The organism is Bacteroidota bacterium, from assembly GCA_019637975.1.
GTDB lineage: Bacteria > Bacteroidota > Ignavibacteria > UBA10030 > UBA6906 > CAADGV01.
Genome location: JAHBUR010000037.1, coordinates 1 through 16,387 on the forward strand (window position 1 = coordinate 1; position 16,387 = coordinate 16,387).

Consider the following 16,387-nt stretch of genomic DNA (forward strand, 5'->3'; position numbering starts at 1 on the left):
CCGGACTTGATTTGAGTGAGAAGAAGCTGACTCTCCCCCTTATCCATGCGTTCACCAAAGCGCCGAAGAAAGAGGGGAAAGAAATCCTCAGCATGATCAAGAACGGCGGAAAGAAAGCCAGCCCAAAACGCGTTCTTGAGTTTGTCGAACGAAACGGCGGAATCGAGTACGCGGAAGAGAAAGCCCGCAACTTCTCGGCACGGGCAAAGGAACAAATTGCCTCCTTCCCTGACACGGCGAGCAAGCAGGCACTGGTTGCCTTTGCCGACTTTGTTGTAGAGAGAGAGAAGTAGACCTACGTATCGCGCGGGCGAAGTGTTCGGACAAGAGGGATTGTCAAAAGCGATATCGCCGCCATTACGGCAAATGCAATCGGGTAACCGAACGCCGGAATCATCCTGCCGACCACCAATGTCGCCCACGATTCGCATCCGTTTGTTGCCCCCATGTAGGTACTGAATTGCGTTGCGCCGAGCCGAACATCGGTGATATCCATGAACAACGCATACGATGCCGCCGTGAACATCCCGATGCAGACGTAGAGTAATGAGAGAAGAACGACATATTCCCAACCGCCACTTCCGTTCGTTGCAGCATCGAACAACGAAAGAGTGAAGATGCACGCCGCAATGGCAACAAGAAAAATCATGACAGCACGGATTCTGCCGAACCTATCCGAAGCGTAGCCCCCGAGCAACGCGCCTGCCACCATTCCGGCAACAACCGGAATTCCGAAAAACCATCCGACCTCAGCTATCGAAAAACCTCTGTCGACCAGGAAAGGTCCGGCGACGGCGCCGACTGCTTCAAAACCCGCGCCTGCCACGCCGGCAAAGAGCAGTCCCACCCATGTGGATTTGTGAGCCACCACTTCACGCAAATTTATCAGAAAGGAAGTACGCCGTTCTGCAAATCGTTCTGAGGTTTGAGGAATGTGAAGATCGGGCTTTGCAGCAATCACCAATGCCATCGAAAACCAGATCGCCCCGACAAGCAGAATGATAACTCCGCCCTCTCCGATCCATTCAGCCGCGAGAAGCGCGCCGCCGCCGAACAGCGCCCGTCCACCCAACATACCCGTTTGCATCCAGCCATTAAGCGAGCCGCGTTCCGTGGATGGAACGGTTGCAATCGAAAGAGCGTCAATCGAAGCATCCTGCGTCGCAGCCGTAATTGCATGAAGAATGAGAAGCGGAACAATCAAGCTGTAGTACTCATGGAAGTCAAGAAACGCAAGGGGAAGAAGACAAAGTCCCATGAGGATTTGCGATGCAACAATCCACTCAGGAAGATTCCATCGATGCGTACGCAACACATCCACCAACGGAGCCCAGGCAAACTTGAACACCCAGGGAAGGACGAGAACCGCCGTGAGTGCAGTAATCTCTTCGACAGGAATGTCGGCCGCCCGAAGCCGGGTCGGCAAGGCCCACCAAATGAACCCGATGGGCGCCCCTTCGCTGAAGTACAAAGCGGCAAAGAGGAATTTTCGTCCGGCAGGAGAAGAGAAGAAGTCCGATCCGGGAAGCGTCCGACCCACTATGTCATCTGCTTCACGTCGTACAAGTCGGTACGCCTGTCGTTCCAGTTCAACAGACTTCCCGACTGGCGCTGGCGTTTCAGCAACTCAAGATCAACATCATCGACGATGACTGTTTCGATGTTCGGCGTCGATTCGGATGATACGGCGTCGCGCGTAAAGGGAATATCGGATGGAGTGAAAATCCCGGACTGGGCATACTGAACATCCATATTCTCGACCGAAGGAAGATTTCCGACTGTACCCGCCATTGCAACATACACGTGATTCTCAATGCATCGGGCCTGTGCGCAGTATCTCACCCGCAGGTAGGAATATCTCTCGTCCGTACAGAACGGAACGAAAATGATTTGCGCTCCCCGTTCGGCGGCAAGACGCGACACTTCCGGGAACTCAATATCATGACAGATTTGGATGGAGATCTTTCCTTTGTCGGTTTCAAACACTTCAATCTTGTCTCCTCCTTTCACTCCCCACCAGCGTTTTTCATCGGGCGTGATATGCAGTTTGTACTGTTTGCCGATGCCGCCGTTGCGCTTGAACAAGTACGAGGCGTTGTACAAATCGTCGCCTTCAAGCGTAAAATGCGTTCCGCCGATAATGTTCACATCATACTTCAATGCGAGGCCGGAGAACAGTTCAAGATATTGCGGCGTAAACTCTGACAGCTTTCGTACCGCGAGTCCCGGACGTTCGGGCGGCATGAAGGTCAACAATTGGGTTGTAAGATTTTCAGGAAAGAGAATGAAATCCGCCTTGTAGTCGGATGAGACGTCAACGAAATACTCGCATTGCTTCGCGAACTCGGAAAAGCTTTTGACTTCCCGCATCTGATACTGAACGGCACAAATGCGGACAGCTTTTGTGGGAATGAATGCCCGATGCACGTCGGGTTGATAGTCGAGGTTTGACCATTCAAGGAACGTCGCATACCCCAGCGATTCTTTGTCCGAATCCATATACGACTTCAGGAGGCGCTTCAGCACAAATCCATTCGAGAGTTGCGTTGTAAGAACGGGATCAATCAACGACTTATTGATGACTTTCTCGACGTACTCACGAGCCGTCATCTGATCTTTGTGCTTGACGTACCCGGGAATGCGACCGCCCAGAACAATACGCATCAGGTTTTTTTCGCGTGCGAGCTTCTTGCGGGCCTCATACAGCCGGCGGGCGAGTTTCATCCCCCGGAAGGCCGGGTCGACCATGATCTCGATGCCGTACAGCGTGTTGCCTTCAGGATTGTGGTTGCGGATAAAGCCTGCGTCGGCAATATCTTTCCAACTGTGCCAGTCGCTGTACATCGCAAAATCCAGAATCAAGCTGCTTGAAGAAGCGACGATATTTCCCTGATATTCGATACAAATCTGACCTTCAGGAAAGATCTGAAGCTGACTCTCGATTTGCTCTCTCGTCCACGGCTTCATTCCCGGAAAACATTTCAGCTGCAGTTCGACAATCTGGTCGAAGTCCTCAATCGCGATTTGCCGGACGGTGATGTTCTTCTCGAACGCGGTCAGGTCGATGTTTGTCATGCTGCCTCCGTCGTTGATGGTGATGTGTCGTATCGGATTCGCCAGCAACTATCCATCCGCTATCGCCGCGGGTTGCCGGTTTTCCCTATGTCAGTTTGGTGAGAAGGGAGCCGATCTTGAATCCTTGTTGTTGAACGGGAATTTTGAACAGGCGTGCAGCGTTTTCGTACATGATTTTTTGGCGTTCTCTGGCCGGAATATGCAATTCTTCCATGAACTCAATATAGGAATTCATGGAAGAAATCGGCCAGTCGCTGCCGAACAACACTTTGTCCGGCTCAACTCCGTACGTCAGCATTTCCTGCAATTGTTTGTGCATGTAGCTTTCAAACCGGTCGGTAAAGTTGCCGAGAACAAGGCCTGAGATGTCGGTGTACACGTTGCTGTTTTTATACACGACTTCCATACAATCCCTGAACCACGGACTTCCCAAATGACAAATCACAAAGTTGACATCGGGATGATCAACGGCGACATCATCCACATTCAGCGGGTGCGCGTACTTGAGCTTTCCTTTGGGCGTAAACGTATCTCCGGTGTGAATCATGACAGGCACCTGCATTTCGGCAGCAAGGGCATACACCGGGTCGAGTTTCGGGTCGCTCGGGTAGAACGGCTCGTATCCGGGATACAGTTTCAGGCCCCTTACCGAGCCTTCCTCAAGATAGGGGCGGATGCTGTTAAGATCATCTATTGTATAGTGAAGATAGCTGATGCCGGCCACGATAAAAACATTGTTCAGATTTCGTGTCGCACGCACAGCATCATGCGTCGACGGGCGTCCGGCATTTACTTTGTATGATGTGAGGACAAGCGAGACACTAACGCGATTACGACGCATTTCAAGCTGCAATTCGTCCAGACATTTCTGCAGCGATTCTACTTCTTCGTTGTGATAGTTGTTAATGTGTGTGTGGCAATCGATGATCATGCTTTCCTGTTGTTCCTCCAGATCTTTTCAAGAATATTGGACGCCCATTCTTTCCCACCCAAACCAAAGGCAAGCGCCAATGCGAGACACAGCGCCCCGAACGCTATTTGAAATGCCGAAACAAGAATCTGCCCGCCGATTGACAGTTGTTCAAGCGCAACGGAAACGACAAAGAGCAACAACGCCCATTGCGCTACATGACTGACAAATTCAGCCCCGGAAATGCCGATGTTGCTGAGATACGTAACTGTTACACCACGGACAAAACGAGCAAATAGTGTCCCGAATATCAGCACAAGAACCGCAACCACGATGTTCGGGATGTAAAAGATGATCTTGTTGAACAGTTCGTCGGCGGCATGCAGTCCGAGTGTATTCAGAACCGCAAGCGTCACGGCGAACATCATGAACCAATAGACGAGATTGGCAATGATCGAGACCGTTGTGTACTGTACACCGCCGCGAAGCAGCATGTCTTCAAAGCCTGCTTTCTCGGCAGCCACATCAAGACGAACCATTTTCAGAATTCTTGTTATTGCCTTTCTGAGCACCTTCGCCACGATCCATCCTAACAACAACAGAACGAACGCAACAACAAACTGCGGAAGATGGTCGGCCAACTGCCGCCACAACGTCCTGAAAGCCTCAAGTGTCGCGCTGATTTGTTCGGACATAGAGAACTCCACTGGTAATGAGCATGATGCAGCAATCCCCGCAACAACACCCCTGACCTGACTGGTTAAGGGGTGAAACTCGTGTTTGCTGAACAATATAGCAGATTTACGGTTTTGATGCTCCGCCGAACACACATTTCGGGCACGGTGCAAGATGTGACCCGCCCGCCCGAGTTGCCGGAGCAGTTCGCCTCCATGAGGAACAAGAACTCCCTCAGTGCCCGCGTCCCGCGTATTGTTGAATGCGGTGGCGGCCGCGCGGAGTGGCCTTGCCGGCCACCATCATGCCTCGGGAAATGCGCTTCGCATAACGAGTCGGGTTGTTCCTTCTTTCCGATAGCGAGTGCTGGGGATGGAACACTCCCCCTTTCGCGTTGGCAACGCGACGATCTATTCTGATATTCACGGCAAACTCACACTACTGAGTTGGGCGAGAGAGTTAACCATGCTCTGCGGCACGGTTATCTGCGAGTCTCTCAGCATCGTCGCTGCGCTTTTCTTTGTACGCCTCAACACCCGCCTTGACAGCGCCGACGAGTTTCGTTTCTCTCTCCTCCAGTTTTCTTGTCACCTCACGGAGGTTTGATTTTGCTTTGTCCGCCAGTATTTCAACATCCGAAACAAGCTTTCTGCTTTTGTCACGAATATCCCCGCGAAGTTCTCTTCCGCTCTTTGGGGCAAAGAGCAGGGCGAGTATTGCCGCGACGGCACTACCGACGGCAAATCCCACAACAATTCCTTTTCTCAAGGTTATCGATCGTTCGTATGTCGTCATCATTTCATCCCTCCTATGTGTCTTGTTCAATTGAGGCAGATGTACTGCCGGACAAAATAGTCAAACGGTATTGATGTGTGATTGGTGATGTCGCTGATCCGCAGTGCATACACCGGGCATTCCACAAGCTGGGCAACCTCTTCGGCCATCACGCCGTTCTGGTGGAACTCCCATCCGCCATCGGAGTTGGTTGCCATGACAATCAAATCCGCCGAAATAGTGTTCGCGGTATTGACGATTTCGTCGACGGGATCGCCGTAGAGCAACGTCAACCGGGTTCTCACTTCTGCAGAAACGTGCTGGTCGACGGCATTCTGCAGAATATCTTCATGCCGGTGATCGCTCTCGTTACGTCCGGAGCGCGGCAGGACATACATTATATGCAGCACAGCATCCATCGATTTCGCCAGCACGCTGGCAGTAGCGAGGGCAATGTGTGATCCCTCGTTCAGGTCAACCGGGCAGAGTATCGAGCGTACAGGCATGATATTCCTCCTTTCTTCAAAAGTAACAACAACACAATCGGGCCTGTAGTTTCGCTATTCGGTTACTTCCATATCTAACGTGACGAAATATCCTCTGTTAACACGGAGGATTCATGCATATTCTTCGTAAACTGTTCCAGAAGTCGGAGAACCTCCTTCGGGTTTCTCAGATTATAGCGTGCCCGGGTACTCCCGATTCCGATTTTGATGGAATAGGCATTCTCCGGCATCACGGCAAACAGGTCTTCGTCCGTCCAATCATCTCCTCCCGCGAGAATAAAATCGAACTCTCCCTTCCTGAGGAAATGCTCGGCGGCAGTTCCTTTGTTCACTCCGGCTGTACGTATCTCAACGACCTTGTGCCCGCGCATCACCTGAAGATCAGTGTTGGCGGTAAATGTCGTGAGATGGTCCGTCAATTCCCGCGCCAGCAACAGCCCCTGCTCGGGATCGGCACCGCGATAATGCCAGACCAGCGAGTATTCCTTCTCTTCAACGCGTGCGCCGGGGAGCCTGTCGGCGTACAGTTCGAGAATGGGATGAATGCGGAGCTTCCATTCGTTGGAGTGGTTCTTCAAGAGATTCCATTCACTGTTCAGTTCTTTCACCCATGCTCCATGTTCGGCGACCAATCCGACAGGCAACTCTCCAAACCATTGCTGCAATGTTGCTTTGTCACGGCCGCTGATAATCACAACTGTCGACCCCGAGCTTTCCGCCAGCCGGCGGAGCAAGTTCAGAAGTTCATCCTTCGGTTTGGCAAGCGCCGGATGCCGCACGAACTGTACGAGGGTTCCATCATAATCGAGCAACACAAGTCGCTGACGACTCAAGTTGTAGTGATTGATAACCGATTGACGGGCCGACGGCGGAAGAAGCTTTGCACAATACCGTTCCTGCACTTCCTGTGTTGCCAGCAGCTCCTGTACGAAATCATGAGCCCACCGAGTTACGTTGTATCGCCGGATCCGATCCTGCATAATCGTATTGCGGCGCTGTTGTTCATCCGGCGGCATCTCAAGCGCCTGCTGCATTGCCTCGGCTATCTCTTCGTGATTGCTCGGATTGATGATGATTGCCTCGCCGAGTTCCTTGGCCGCGCCGGCCATCTCGCTGAGAATTAACACGCCGTTCCCGTCTGTTTTGCTCGCAACATACTCTTTGGCTACAAGATTCATTCCGTCACGGAGCGGCGTTACAAGACAGACGTCGCTAACCGAATACAGCGCAACGAGGTGCTCGAACGGCACATGCCTGTATTGGTAGATAATCGGGGTCCAATCAACGCGCCCGAATTTGCCGTTGATCTTGCCGACAAATTCTTCGATCTGACGTTTCATCAGATCATAGTCGTCAACTCCAATGCGGGAGGGCACGACTATCATCACCAGAACAACATCTCCCATCAGACCGGCATTCTTGTCAAGCAGGGTTTCAAAACCCTGCAGACGATTAAGAATCCCTTTTGAATAATCGAGCCTGTCAACAGAAAGGATAATCCGCGGCGGCCCAATGCTTGCACGCAACTTTTCCGCTTCTTGCTTTACTCCCTCACTCGACGCAGCAAGGGCAAATTTTTCAAAGTCGATTCCCATGGGGAATGTGTCGGCCTTCGAAACCAAGTCCGGAGTGTAGATTTGCCCCATGTTGTGCTCGTGACCCAGAAGGCGCAACACGCATTGGAGGTAGTGCTGCGTATAGTCGTAGGAATGAAATCCCATCAAATCGGCACCGAGCAACCCTTCAAGTATTTCGCTGCGCCACGTTCGCGGCAACAACCGGAAGATCTCAAACGATGGAAAAGGAATATGAAGAAAGAAGCCGACCCTGACATGAGGCACTTTTTGTTTCAGCATTTTCGGGAGAAGCAACAGATGGTAGTCGTGAATCCAGACAACATCATTCTCGCTCAGCACTTCCAGTATGCTGTTGCAGAATGTTTCATTCACCTGAACATACTGTTTCCACATCGACTCTTGATACACCGTAAGAGACGGGAAATAATGGAACAGCGGCCAGATTGTTTTGTTGCAGAATCCGAAATAAAATTGACTCATCTCTTCTTCCGTGAGAAAAACGGGAAACGAACGATGTTTCGCAAGCGCTTCCCGTTTCACTTTTTCGTGAAGGGATGAATCAACGGTATCACCGGGCCAACCGATCCACAAATATTCCCGCATATCCTTCGAGTTGCTATTCAGTGAATCGAGAAAGGCCGAAAGACCGGTCACCAAACCGCCGGCGGACTCACGAAATTGGAGCTTCCCTCCCTCCGTCGCGACACGAAAAGGCAGACGGTTCGATACCATAACCAGACGTTGCGCGTGCGTATGCTTTGATTCCCGCTTCATGCTCTCACCTCTTTGTCAATTACAAATACTCGACATCGTTGTTTCGGAACAACGACAGAAACAGCAGCAAATAGTCCTTGATGTGACGTGTAATCAGAAAATTGTTCCGGATGTGTTCACGACCCCGCGTGCCAAGTGCATTGGCAAATTCAGGCTCATTGATCAGATGTTTCATCCAATGCGCTGTTCCCTCGATTGAATGCGTGAGGATTCCGGAATATTTGTGTGTGATTTGCAGCGGAATTCCCCCGACGGCGCCGGCAATCGTGGGCTTCCCTTTCCATAATGCCTCGGAGACTGTGAGACCGAACCCTTCCTTCAGCGATTTTTGAAGCACGACCGTTGAACCGCGCTGCAATGCGTTAATCTCGATATCGCTCGACGGAGGAAGGAAGAGCACGAACACATCCTTGTCCTTATCAGCTTCCTCTTGAACTTGCGCCATGATCGCCGGGCCCTCGGGATCATCAGTGGCACCACCACCCGCGAGCACGAGTTGCATATCGACATGTTTTTTTGCCAGCTTGTACGCTTTTATCACGCCCACCGGGTCTTTGAGATAGTCGAACCGTGATATTTGCGTAACGATCGGCCTCGACCGATCAATCCCGAAGCGTTCAAAGACTTCATTGATCGTCTCGTCGGGGAGTTCCCTGTTTTTGTCGCTAAGCGGATCAATCGACGGCGCGATCAGAACCTGCGGGATGTTCAATTTCCGTGCAAACGACGGGGCCGAGAAAACCGCCGCATCGTACGCATTGACGTATTGTTGCAAGAAATTCCACACGCGGGCGCCTGGTTTGGAAAAATCAATATGGCAACGCCAAACCCAATTCCGTCCCAACTCCTTTCTCTTTTCGATGAGAACAATCGGTTGCGGATCGTGAACAAACACAACGTCGGCAAACGTCATTTCCTCCGCATTGTGCCTGTTCATCGCAATGAAATACTCGAACTCATCGTCGCTTACATCCACAGAAACTCCGTGGAGCGCATTATGAAATTTCTTTGTAATGCTGAAGAACCGTTCATCTCCCTTGATGACATCCCAGCTTGCATTCACGCCTAAATGCTTCAGCAGCGGTATCATACGCGTCAGGATTTCAGCAACGCCGCCACCAACCGCGGTAGAGTTGATGTTTTGCACAGACTTCCCTTCCAGGTGCCTGGCAAGTTGGTAGAGTTCGGATACAGTCGCCTGACCGACAATAGGTATGTACTGATCAATGGTTGTCATATTCGCGTGCCAATATGATGATTCGTTTTCGTAATCCTTCGAGCGTGTGTGCATACGGATCCAGCGAGCGCATCTCGTCCGCTAATTCCTCCATTCCCAAATCGAAAAACCAACGGGAAAAATCGTTATCACCCCGCGCCAATCTGAGCTTCGCATCAAATACGTGATAATAAATCGAGTTGATGCTGATCTGCCCGAGCGCATCGATAAACTCGGAAAGGTTGGCCGCTGTCCGGTCTGTAGGGAAAACAAACAGCCGTGAGGCCATGAAATGAAACTCCTCCCCCGGCGGACTGAATGTCAAGCGCTCCATCGAGTCGAGATGGCTCTCGAGTATGGAAACAAAGCGTTCGCGCAACTCTTCAATCGTATGAAACTGAACGATATCGACACTCGAAAGTTGTTCGCCCAGGACAGCATCCCCTATCACCTCGCTTGTCCAGTACGCAAAATCGTTCGGCGGTTCGGGCGAGAGATAATGATGTTGCTGGAGAAACCTGTGCGTATGATAGTAGATGGATGAATTCGGAACATTCCGGATTCCCTCAAGCAATCCTTGCACGTTTCTCGCTTTGATTCCCAGCAACAAGGTCTGGTCGAGCTTTGTATGAAACTGGAATTCATTCATGCGTCAGTTCTCCTTGGAAATGCGAAAACCGGAAGTCTTCTCTTTCGGCGATGCCACGGCATCTTGCGAGCCATTGTGAAGATAGACAGTCCGGGTCGGGTATGCGAAGTCAATGCCTTCATCTTCGAACCGACGATAGATTTCCAGATTGATGTGTTGCTGGATATCCATGTAGGTATTGAAGTCGGCACTTCCAACGTGATACACAATCTCGAACACAAGCGATGAATCGCCGTACTCTTTGAAATGCGCCCTGTCGAACCGGGCAAGCGGCTGCACTTCAATAATGGAGCGGATCATTCCGGCGACACGGGACAGCTTCTCAAACGGTGTTTGATACGTAATACCGATTGAGAAGACAACACGCCGTTGCTGCATCCGTTTGAAATTCCGTATCCTGCTTTTCAGCAAATCGGAATTCGAGAAAATCACCTGCTCTCCCGAGAGACTTCTGATGCGAGTCGTTTTCAGCCCGATGTATTCGACAGTTCCGAGATATTCATTGACGATAATGAAATCACCGATAACGAACGGCTTGTCCAACACAATGGAAAGAGAAGCGAACAGATCTCCAAGAATATTCTGAATGGCGAGCGCGACAGCAACCCCTCCAATACCGAGCCCTGTAACAAGTGCCGTGATGTTCACGCCCATGTTGTCGAGCGCAAGAAGCAGCACCACCGACCAGATGAGCACTCTTCCAAGAAAACTCATGGCCGTCATTGTCGTGGCGCTTGCGGCATCTTCAGCCATTTTGCGCTCCACAGACTCGCGAATCCATGACGCAAGCAGTTGTGTTGCCCACAAGCCGGTTTGAATAAGCGTTGTGAAGATGACGATGTTCCGGAGCAGACTTTCTCCGGCAGGGGGCAGGGTGACGTACTTCCCTCCGGCAAACAGCGCGATGCCGAGGATGAAAAACCATCTCGTCTTACCGAGAATTTCCGCCACAATATTGTCGATCCGGGTTTCAGTCGTTGCCGCGAATCTCGAAAACCGGCGTGCAACACGTTTGAACATGAACGTGAGGACGGAATACACCACCACGGCCATTCCTGCAGCAAGAAGCCAATCTTGCAGGGAGTTCCCGAGAAAGTTCGTTTGAAATAGAGACATGATTCCAACTCCACAAAATTATACAAGCAGCAGTAGAACGCAGAACTTATCGCCAAACCGGGGTACAGTTTACTTCTTCGTTTTCTCCCTGCGCAGTAACTTGGAGAAAAAGTAAACGAGCATACCCGTAACGATAGTGAATACGGTAACCATGGTGATGATCGCTGCAGTAGTCATAGTACATTTCCTTTCATCTATGAAAGTACTCGAATGGTACGGCAACGGAAGGATGAGTCCATGAACAGCGCTCTGATTTCAGCGCTTCGACTCAGCTCAGCTTAGCGGGGGAGCCCGGTTGGAAAGAGAGGATTCGACCAGAAGAATTTCCGGCAAGGCATTAAGCTGCCGGAAATGAATACAATGTTCCTTTGTGTCGAAGACAACGATTACGGGATATGCAACTTCGACAGGGATATTGCACGGTTTTACCAACGGCAGGTGTCGTCGGGTAACGACAACTTTCTTCGGAACATCTTTGCCCGGTTCCCGTTGAGTATCAAACGAGGCCGGGCCGGAGCCGGTGTACGTTGGCGTTATTGTATGAAGGACAACACCGCACGAAATAGTCAGGTACGCAAAGGCCAGCAGGACAAACGATATGTTTCGCAGAGTTGTCATCTGCTATAAAGTACGATTTTGTCGGAAAGATGCAAGAAACTGAAACGTGCCGGAATGCCGCGACCTGATCAAAGCAAAAAGGCACTTGCATTGATTGCAAGCGCCTTCACGTCGAGTCTCCGTGTTTCAGAACCCTTACTCTGATAGCGGACGAACAGTTAACACCGGACATTTTGCAAGACGCACAACGCGCATTGCCGTACTGCCGAACAGAATCTGCTCAACGCCCGTATGTCCGTGCGTGGCAATGATGATGAGATCGATATTCTTCTCCTCCGCTTCTTTCAGAATTTCCTGATGAGGCTTTCCCAAACGAACTGTCGCATCTGCTTTTACCCTGTTGCCGATTTCTTCCCTGATAAGCGACTGCAGTTCATGATCGCTTTTTGTCCGGATTTCTTCCTCCACTCCCGGCATCACCACCTGACCGAATCCGAGATCTGCCGGATAGATTGTGGGTTCGATGACGTAAACCAAATGCAAACGTGCGCCGTACTGTTGGGCGAGAGGAATTGCATATCGAAGAGCGTTCTTCGAATAGCCCGAAAAATCCACAGGAACGAGTATTTCATTGATAAACTTGGAGAGAGTCTCGGTTGCGGCAGGAAGTTGCTTTCGTGCAGGCTTTTTCAGCGAAGTCCTCCGTTTTGTGGTTTTTGAAGGTGCCGCTTTTTTCTTTCCGGGGGAGTTCTTCATGATTCACCTCCATGTTTGGAGAGTTTCAAACTGCGGCTGCCCAACCGTCGATGAGCAGCCGGCAGTTCAATGTTCTTTCACCACTCAGTCGTTATAGACGTACTTCAGCCAATTGTACGGATCGTTGGCATTCTTCACAACATCAAAGTATTTCTCCTGCAATTGCATCGTAATCCGGCCCGGCTTGCCGTCGGCAACTTTCAGTTTATCGACCGAGCGAATCGGTGTCACTTCAGCGGCCGTTCCGGTAAAGAACAACTCGTCCGCTATATACAACATCTCCCGCGGAATGTTTGTTTCCTTCACCACGTATCCCGCGTCTCCTGCAATCTGGATAATAGAGGAACGGGTAATACCGGGAAGTAATGATGAACAAATCGGCGGAGTAAGAATAACATTGTCCTTGACAAGAAATATGTTTTCTCCGCTGCCCTCACTCACATAGCCGTGCACGTCGAGGGCAATCGCCTCTTTGAATCCAGCCTGAATTGCCTCGACTTTCATTATCTGCGAAAGGGCATAATTGCCGCCTGCTTTTGCCATTGTCGGTAACGTGTTCGGTGCCGGCCTTGTCCATGTTGACACACACACGTCGATTCCGTCGGTAAGTGCCTGCGGCCCGAGATAGCTGCCCCACTCCCACACAGCGATCGTCACATCAACAGGACAGGGAAGCGGATTGACGCCAACATCGCCGTACCCGCGATACACGACCGGGCGGATGTAGCATTCCTTCATCTTATTTGCGCGAATTGTCTGCAGAATCGCCTCTTCGATCTCGGCTTCGTTGTAGGGACATTCAGTTTTGTAGATTTTAGTGGAATCGAGAAGGCGGCGGATATGTTTGTCGAGACGGAAGATAGCGGGACCTTTTGCTGTTTGATAGCAACGAATCCCTTCAAACCAACTTGAGCCGTAATGAATTACGTGGGAAAGAACGTGAATCTTGGCATCGTGCCAATTCACAAGTTTTCCGTTCATCCATATTTTCTCTACTTCTTTAACAGGCATGATTTACCTCGTTCGTTATCCATTTATAGATTGTGACGTAATGTAGAACAATATACGTGTCATGCCTGAATAGGAATTAGACTCCCATCACTGGCATGTTACAACACATAGTCGTACACGCGGTGCGTCTTCCATTTTTTTCCGTTCATCAGTTCCGCACCTCGCACCATCATCACGTTGTCTTCAAGGACCCAACTGGCTTCCCCGTGCGGATAGCCCTGCTTCACCGATCGCGCCCCCGTTTCATAGAACAACACCCCGCCGATACCGGAATTCAAGTACTCCGGCAATACGCCCAAAATCATCACCCGGCTGAAATCGATCTTCTTCTTGAAGAGCAACATCCGTATGATTGCCGGGATCAACCATCCCCTTTTGTTGTCCTTCAGAACCATATTGTAGTCCGGAAGCGTAAGCCCGAAGCCCACGGGGTTCCCCTTCACCTCGGCAATAATCACCAACTCCGGATCGACAATCGCCTTCAAGTCCTTGGCAACATAGTTGAATTCGTCTTCCGTCATCGGTACTTCGCCCCAATTCCTTGCCCATCCTTTGTTATACAATTCACGGATGAGTTTCACTTCCTCGTCGAAGCGTTTCATGTTCAACGGCCTGACGACAACGCCGGTTTTTTTCTTCACTATTTCCGTTACCCGCGTGAGCTTGTCCGTGAAGACTTTTCTGCTATCAAGATAGAACGAATACAAATCTCTCGCCTTCCCGAAGCCGTAGCCTTCAACCAGCTTCTGATAGTACGGCGGATTGTAGCTCATCAGAATTGCCGGCGGATGTTCGAACCCATCGACGAGCAATCCGTATTCATCGTTGACCGACGGACTTGCGGGCCCGCGCATCGCCGCAACCCCTTTCGTTTTCAACCACTGCTTCGCAGCATCGAACAAGGCGTTGGCGGCATCCTGATCATCAACACACTCAAAAAACCCGAAGAACCCGATGTTCTCGTTGTGCTCTTTGTTGTGATTGTGATTGATGATGGCGGCAATCCGCCCGACCAATTCGCCATCGCGTTCCGCAAGAAACAGCTCCATTTCAGCATGTTTGTAGAAAGGATTGTTCTTGCGGTCAATCAGTTTTTTTCTATCCATCAGCAACGGCGGAACCCAGTTCGGATTCCCTTCATACATCTTCCACTGAAGCTTTATGAACCGCTTTTCATCTTTTTTTGAATGAACGGGAAGAATGGCTACGGCTGCGATTGCTGTACCTCCGGATTGTTTTGAAAACTACAACGGGATTTGCGGAATGAACATCTGCGAGCAGAGGATGTACCGGGCTGGAACCGAAACATCGCCGCATCAGGAATATCAATGAACAGTGGTTAGTGAATTACGCCCAATCTCTTGCCAATTGTGCCGAACGTATCGAGAATCTTGTCCAGATGGTGATCCTCATGCGTCGCCATGTAGCTGGTTCGTAGCATTTGCATTCCGTTCGGCACACCGGGGCTGATGAAGGCATTGACGAAAACGCCCGCGTCAAACAACGCCCGCCAGAACACAAACGTGTTAAGATCGTCGCCGATGATGACTGGTACGATTCCCGTTTGACTATCAATGACAGTGAAACCCATTGCCTTGAAGCCCTTGCGCATTTTGTCGGCGTTTGCGATGAGCCTCTTAATGCGATCAGGCTCCTTCTCAAGAATCTCCAATGCGGCAAGCGCCGCGGCAACAGACGCAGGGGTCGGGCTGGCACTGAAAATAAGGGCCGGGCCGATATGTTTGAGGTAGTTGATAACAGGCTTGTCGCCCACAACAAATCCACCGAGCGAAGCGAACGTTTTGCTGAACGTTCCCATTGTCATGTCGACTTCTTTTTCAAGCCCGAACTGGCTCGCTGTACCCCGCCCCCCTTTGCCGATCACACCGGTTGCGTGGGCGTCGTCTACCATGATGCGGGCATTGAATTTCTTTGCCAGCACAACAATATTCGGCAGGTCGGCTATTGTGCCTGTGGTGCTGAACACACCATCCGTCACAATCAGCTTCGGAACTTCAAGCGGCAACTTGGAAAGCACGCGTTCCAAGTCTTTCATATCGTTATGCTTGAAGCGAATGAACTCTGCAAATGCCCCCTTCGCCATCAGGTTTCCCGCAACGATACACGCATGATTGTCGCGGTCCGAAATCACGTACTCGCCCTTTTGCACGAGTGTGGGAATGATGCCTTGCGCAGTTTGATAGCCTGTGCTGTAGAGGAGACATGCTTCTTTGTGGAAGAAATCCGCAAGCCGTTCTTCGAGCTTGATGTGCAGGTCGAGGGTTCCGGTTAAGTAGCGCGAGCCCGAACAGCCCGTACCGTACTTTTCGACGGCTTTGATGGCGGCTTGCTTCACGCGCGGGTCGGCTGTCAAACCAAGATAATTGTTCGAGCCTGCCATGATCATAGGCCGCCCTTCAATCTGAACCACGGGTCCCTCATTTTCTTCAATCGGGCGAAAGTAGGGATAGTAGCCTGCGGCCTTTATTTCGTCGGCGCGGGTGAATGTCCAGCATTTCTCGAACAAATCAACGGGCTTCTTTTCGGCTGTACTCAAATGTGCGCTTTCTCTAAATTCTGGATTGGCGGGATATGTCAAACTGCCGGTGTTTTCTCGCATCGCAAGCTCCTCTTCCACCGCCTTCAGTGCAGGATTGACTCTCAAACTCGTTTTCAATATACTTCAACGGCTTTTCAAAGTCAATCAGACGCAGGATGAGCAAAGTTGTCGGTCACCGCATCCGACTTACCGAAAATCATCGCCGTTTGTTCTTTATTCATCCCAATTTT

17 protein-coding genes are annotated in these 16,387 nt (G+C 50.8%); 1 reads left to right on the top strand and 16 read right to left on the bottom strand.

The window, feature by feature from the left end:
* Positions 1-293: polyprenyl synthetase family protein (locus KF749_15965; GenBank protein ID MBX2992650.1), on the top strand; the 293-nt coding region annotated here is incomplete at its 5' end.
* Between the two features lie 2 nt (positions 294-295).
* Here the strand turns inward: KF749_15965 and KF749_15970 are convergent.
* From KF749_15970 to KF749_16045, 16 genes are all read right to left on the bottom strand, one after another.
* On the bottom strand, positions 296-1,540 hold the full coding sequence (locus KF749_15970) for an MFS transporter (protein ID MBX2992651.1): 1,245 nt from the start codon (positions 1,538-1,540) through the stop codon (positions 296-298).
* Positions 1,540-3,075: a GNAT family N-acetyltransferase gene (locus KF749_15975; GenBank protein MBX2992652.1), complete on the bottom strand. Its 1,536-nt coding sequence runs from the start codon at positions 3,073-3,075 to the stop codon at positions 1,540-1,542. The genes KF749_15970 and KF749_15975 overlap by 1 nt, the downstream gene beginning before the upstream one ends.
* A gap of 85 nt (positions 3,076-3,160) precedes the next feature.
* Positions 3,161-4,006 carry an amidohydrolase gene (locus tag KF749_15980; protein MBX2992653.1) on the bottom strand — a complete coding sequence of 282 codons (846 nt, stop codon included), beginning with the start codon at positions 4,004-4,006 and terminating at the stop codon, positions 3,161-3,163.
* Entirely contained in the window at positions 4,003-4,680 is a 678-nt protein-coding gene (locus KF749_15985; GenBank protein MBX2992654.1) for a hypothetical protein, read from the bottom strand. Before KF749_15985 ends, KF749_15980 begins: the two co-directional genes overlap by 4 nt.
* A gap of 214 nt (positions 4,681-4,894) precedes the next feature.
* The gene (locus KF749_15990; GenBank protein ID MBX2992655.1) at positions 4,895-5,086 is read right to left on the bottom strand and encodes a hypothetical protein; all 192 of its coding nucleotides are present in this window, start codon (positions 5,084-5,086) and stop codon (positions 4,895-4,897) included.
* Positions 5,087-5,119: 33 nt separating this feature from the next.
* On the bottom strand, positions 5,120-5,455 hold the full coding sequence (locus tag KF749_15995) for a YtxH domain-containing protein (protein MBX2992656.1): 336 nt from the start codon (positions 5,453-5,455) through the stop codon (positions 5,120-5,122).
* Positions 5,456-5,481: 26 nt separating this feature from the next.
* Positions 5,482-5,940, bottom strand: a complete 459-nt coding sequence (locus tag KF749_16000) for a universal stress protein (protein MBX2992657.1) — start codon at positions 5,938-5,940, stop codon at positions 5,482-5,484.
* Between the two features lie 74 nt (positions 5,941-6,014).
* Entirely contained in the window at positions 6,015-8,291 is a 2,277-nt protein-coding gene (locus tag KF749_16005; protein MBX2992658.1) for a bifunctional alpha,alpha-trehalose-phosphate synthase (UDP-forming)/trehalose-phosphatase, read from the bottom strand.
* A gap of 19 nt (positions 8,292-8,310) precedes the next feature.
* Positions 8,311-9,528, bottom strand: a complete 1,218-nt coding sequence (locus KF749_16010; protein MBX2992659.1) for a glycosyltransferase — start codon at positions 9,526-9,528, stop codon at positions 8,311-8,313.
* Positions 9,515-10,156, bottom strand: coding sequence for a hypothetical protein (locus KF749_16015; GenBank protein MBX2992660.1), 642 nt, complete (start codon positions 10,154-10,156; stop codon positions 9,515-9,517). The genes KF749_16010 and KF749_16015 overlap by 14 nt, the downstream gene beginning before the upstream one ends.
* A 3-nt stretch (positions 10,157-10,159) precedes the next feature.
* Positions 10,160-11,272, bottom strand: coding sequence for a mechanosensitive ion channel family protein (locus KF749_16020; GenBank protein ID MBX2992661.1), 1,113 nt, complete (start codon positions 11,270-11,272; stop codon positions 10,160-10,162).
* 273 nt (positions 11,273-11,545) lie between these two features.
* Positions 11,546-11,890: a hypothetical protein gene (locus KF749_16025; GenBank protein ID MBX2992662.1), complete on the bottom strand. Its 345-nt coding sequence runs from the start codon at positions 11,888-11,890 to the stop codon at positions 11,546-11,548.
* Between the two features lie 135 nt (positions 11,891-12,025).
* Entirely contained in the window at positions 12,026-12,586 is a 561-nt protein-coding gene (locus KF749_16030) for a universal stress protein (GenBank protein MBX2992663.1), read from the bottom strand.
* An 84-nt stretch (positions 12,587-12,670) separates the two neighbouring features.
* On the bottom strand, positions 12,671-13,597 hold the full coding sequence (locus KF749_16035) for a branched-chain amino acid transaminase (protein ID MBX2992664.1): 927 nt from the start codon (positions 13,595-13,597) through the stop codon (positions 12,671-12,673).
* Positions 13,598-13,695: 98 nt separating this feature from the next.
* On the bottom strand, positions 13,696-14,814 hold the full coding sequence (locus KF749_16040; GenBank protein ID MBX2992665.1) for a hypothetical protein: 1,119 nt from the start codon (positions 14,812-14,814) through the stop codon (positions 13,696-13,698).
* Between the two features lie 122 nt (positions 14,815-14,936).
* Entirely contained in the window at positions 14,937-16,217 is a 1,281-nt protein-coding gene (locus tag KF749_16045) for a pyridoxal phosphate-dependent aminotransferase family protein (GenBank protein MBX2992666.1), read from the bottom strand.
* Positions 16,218-16,387: the final 170 nt, after the last annotated feature.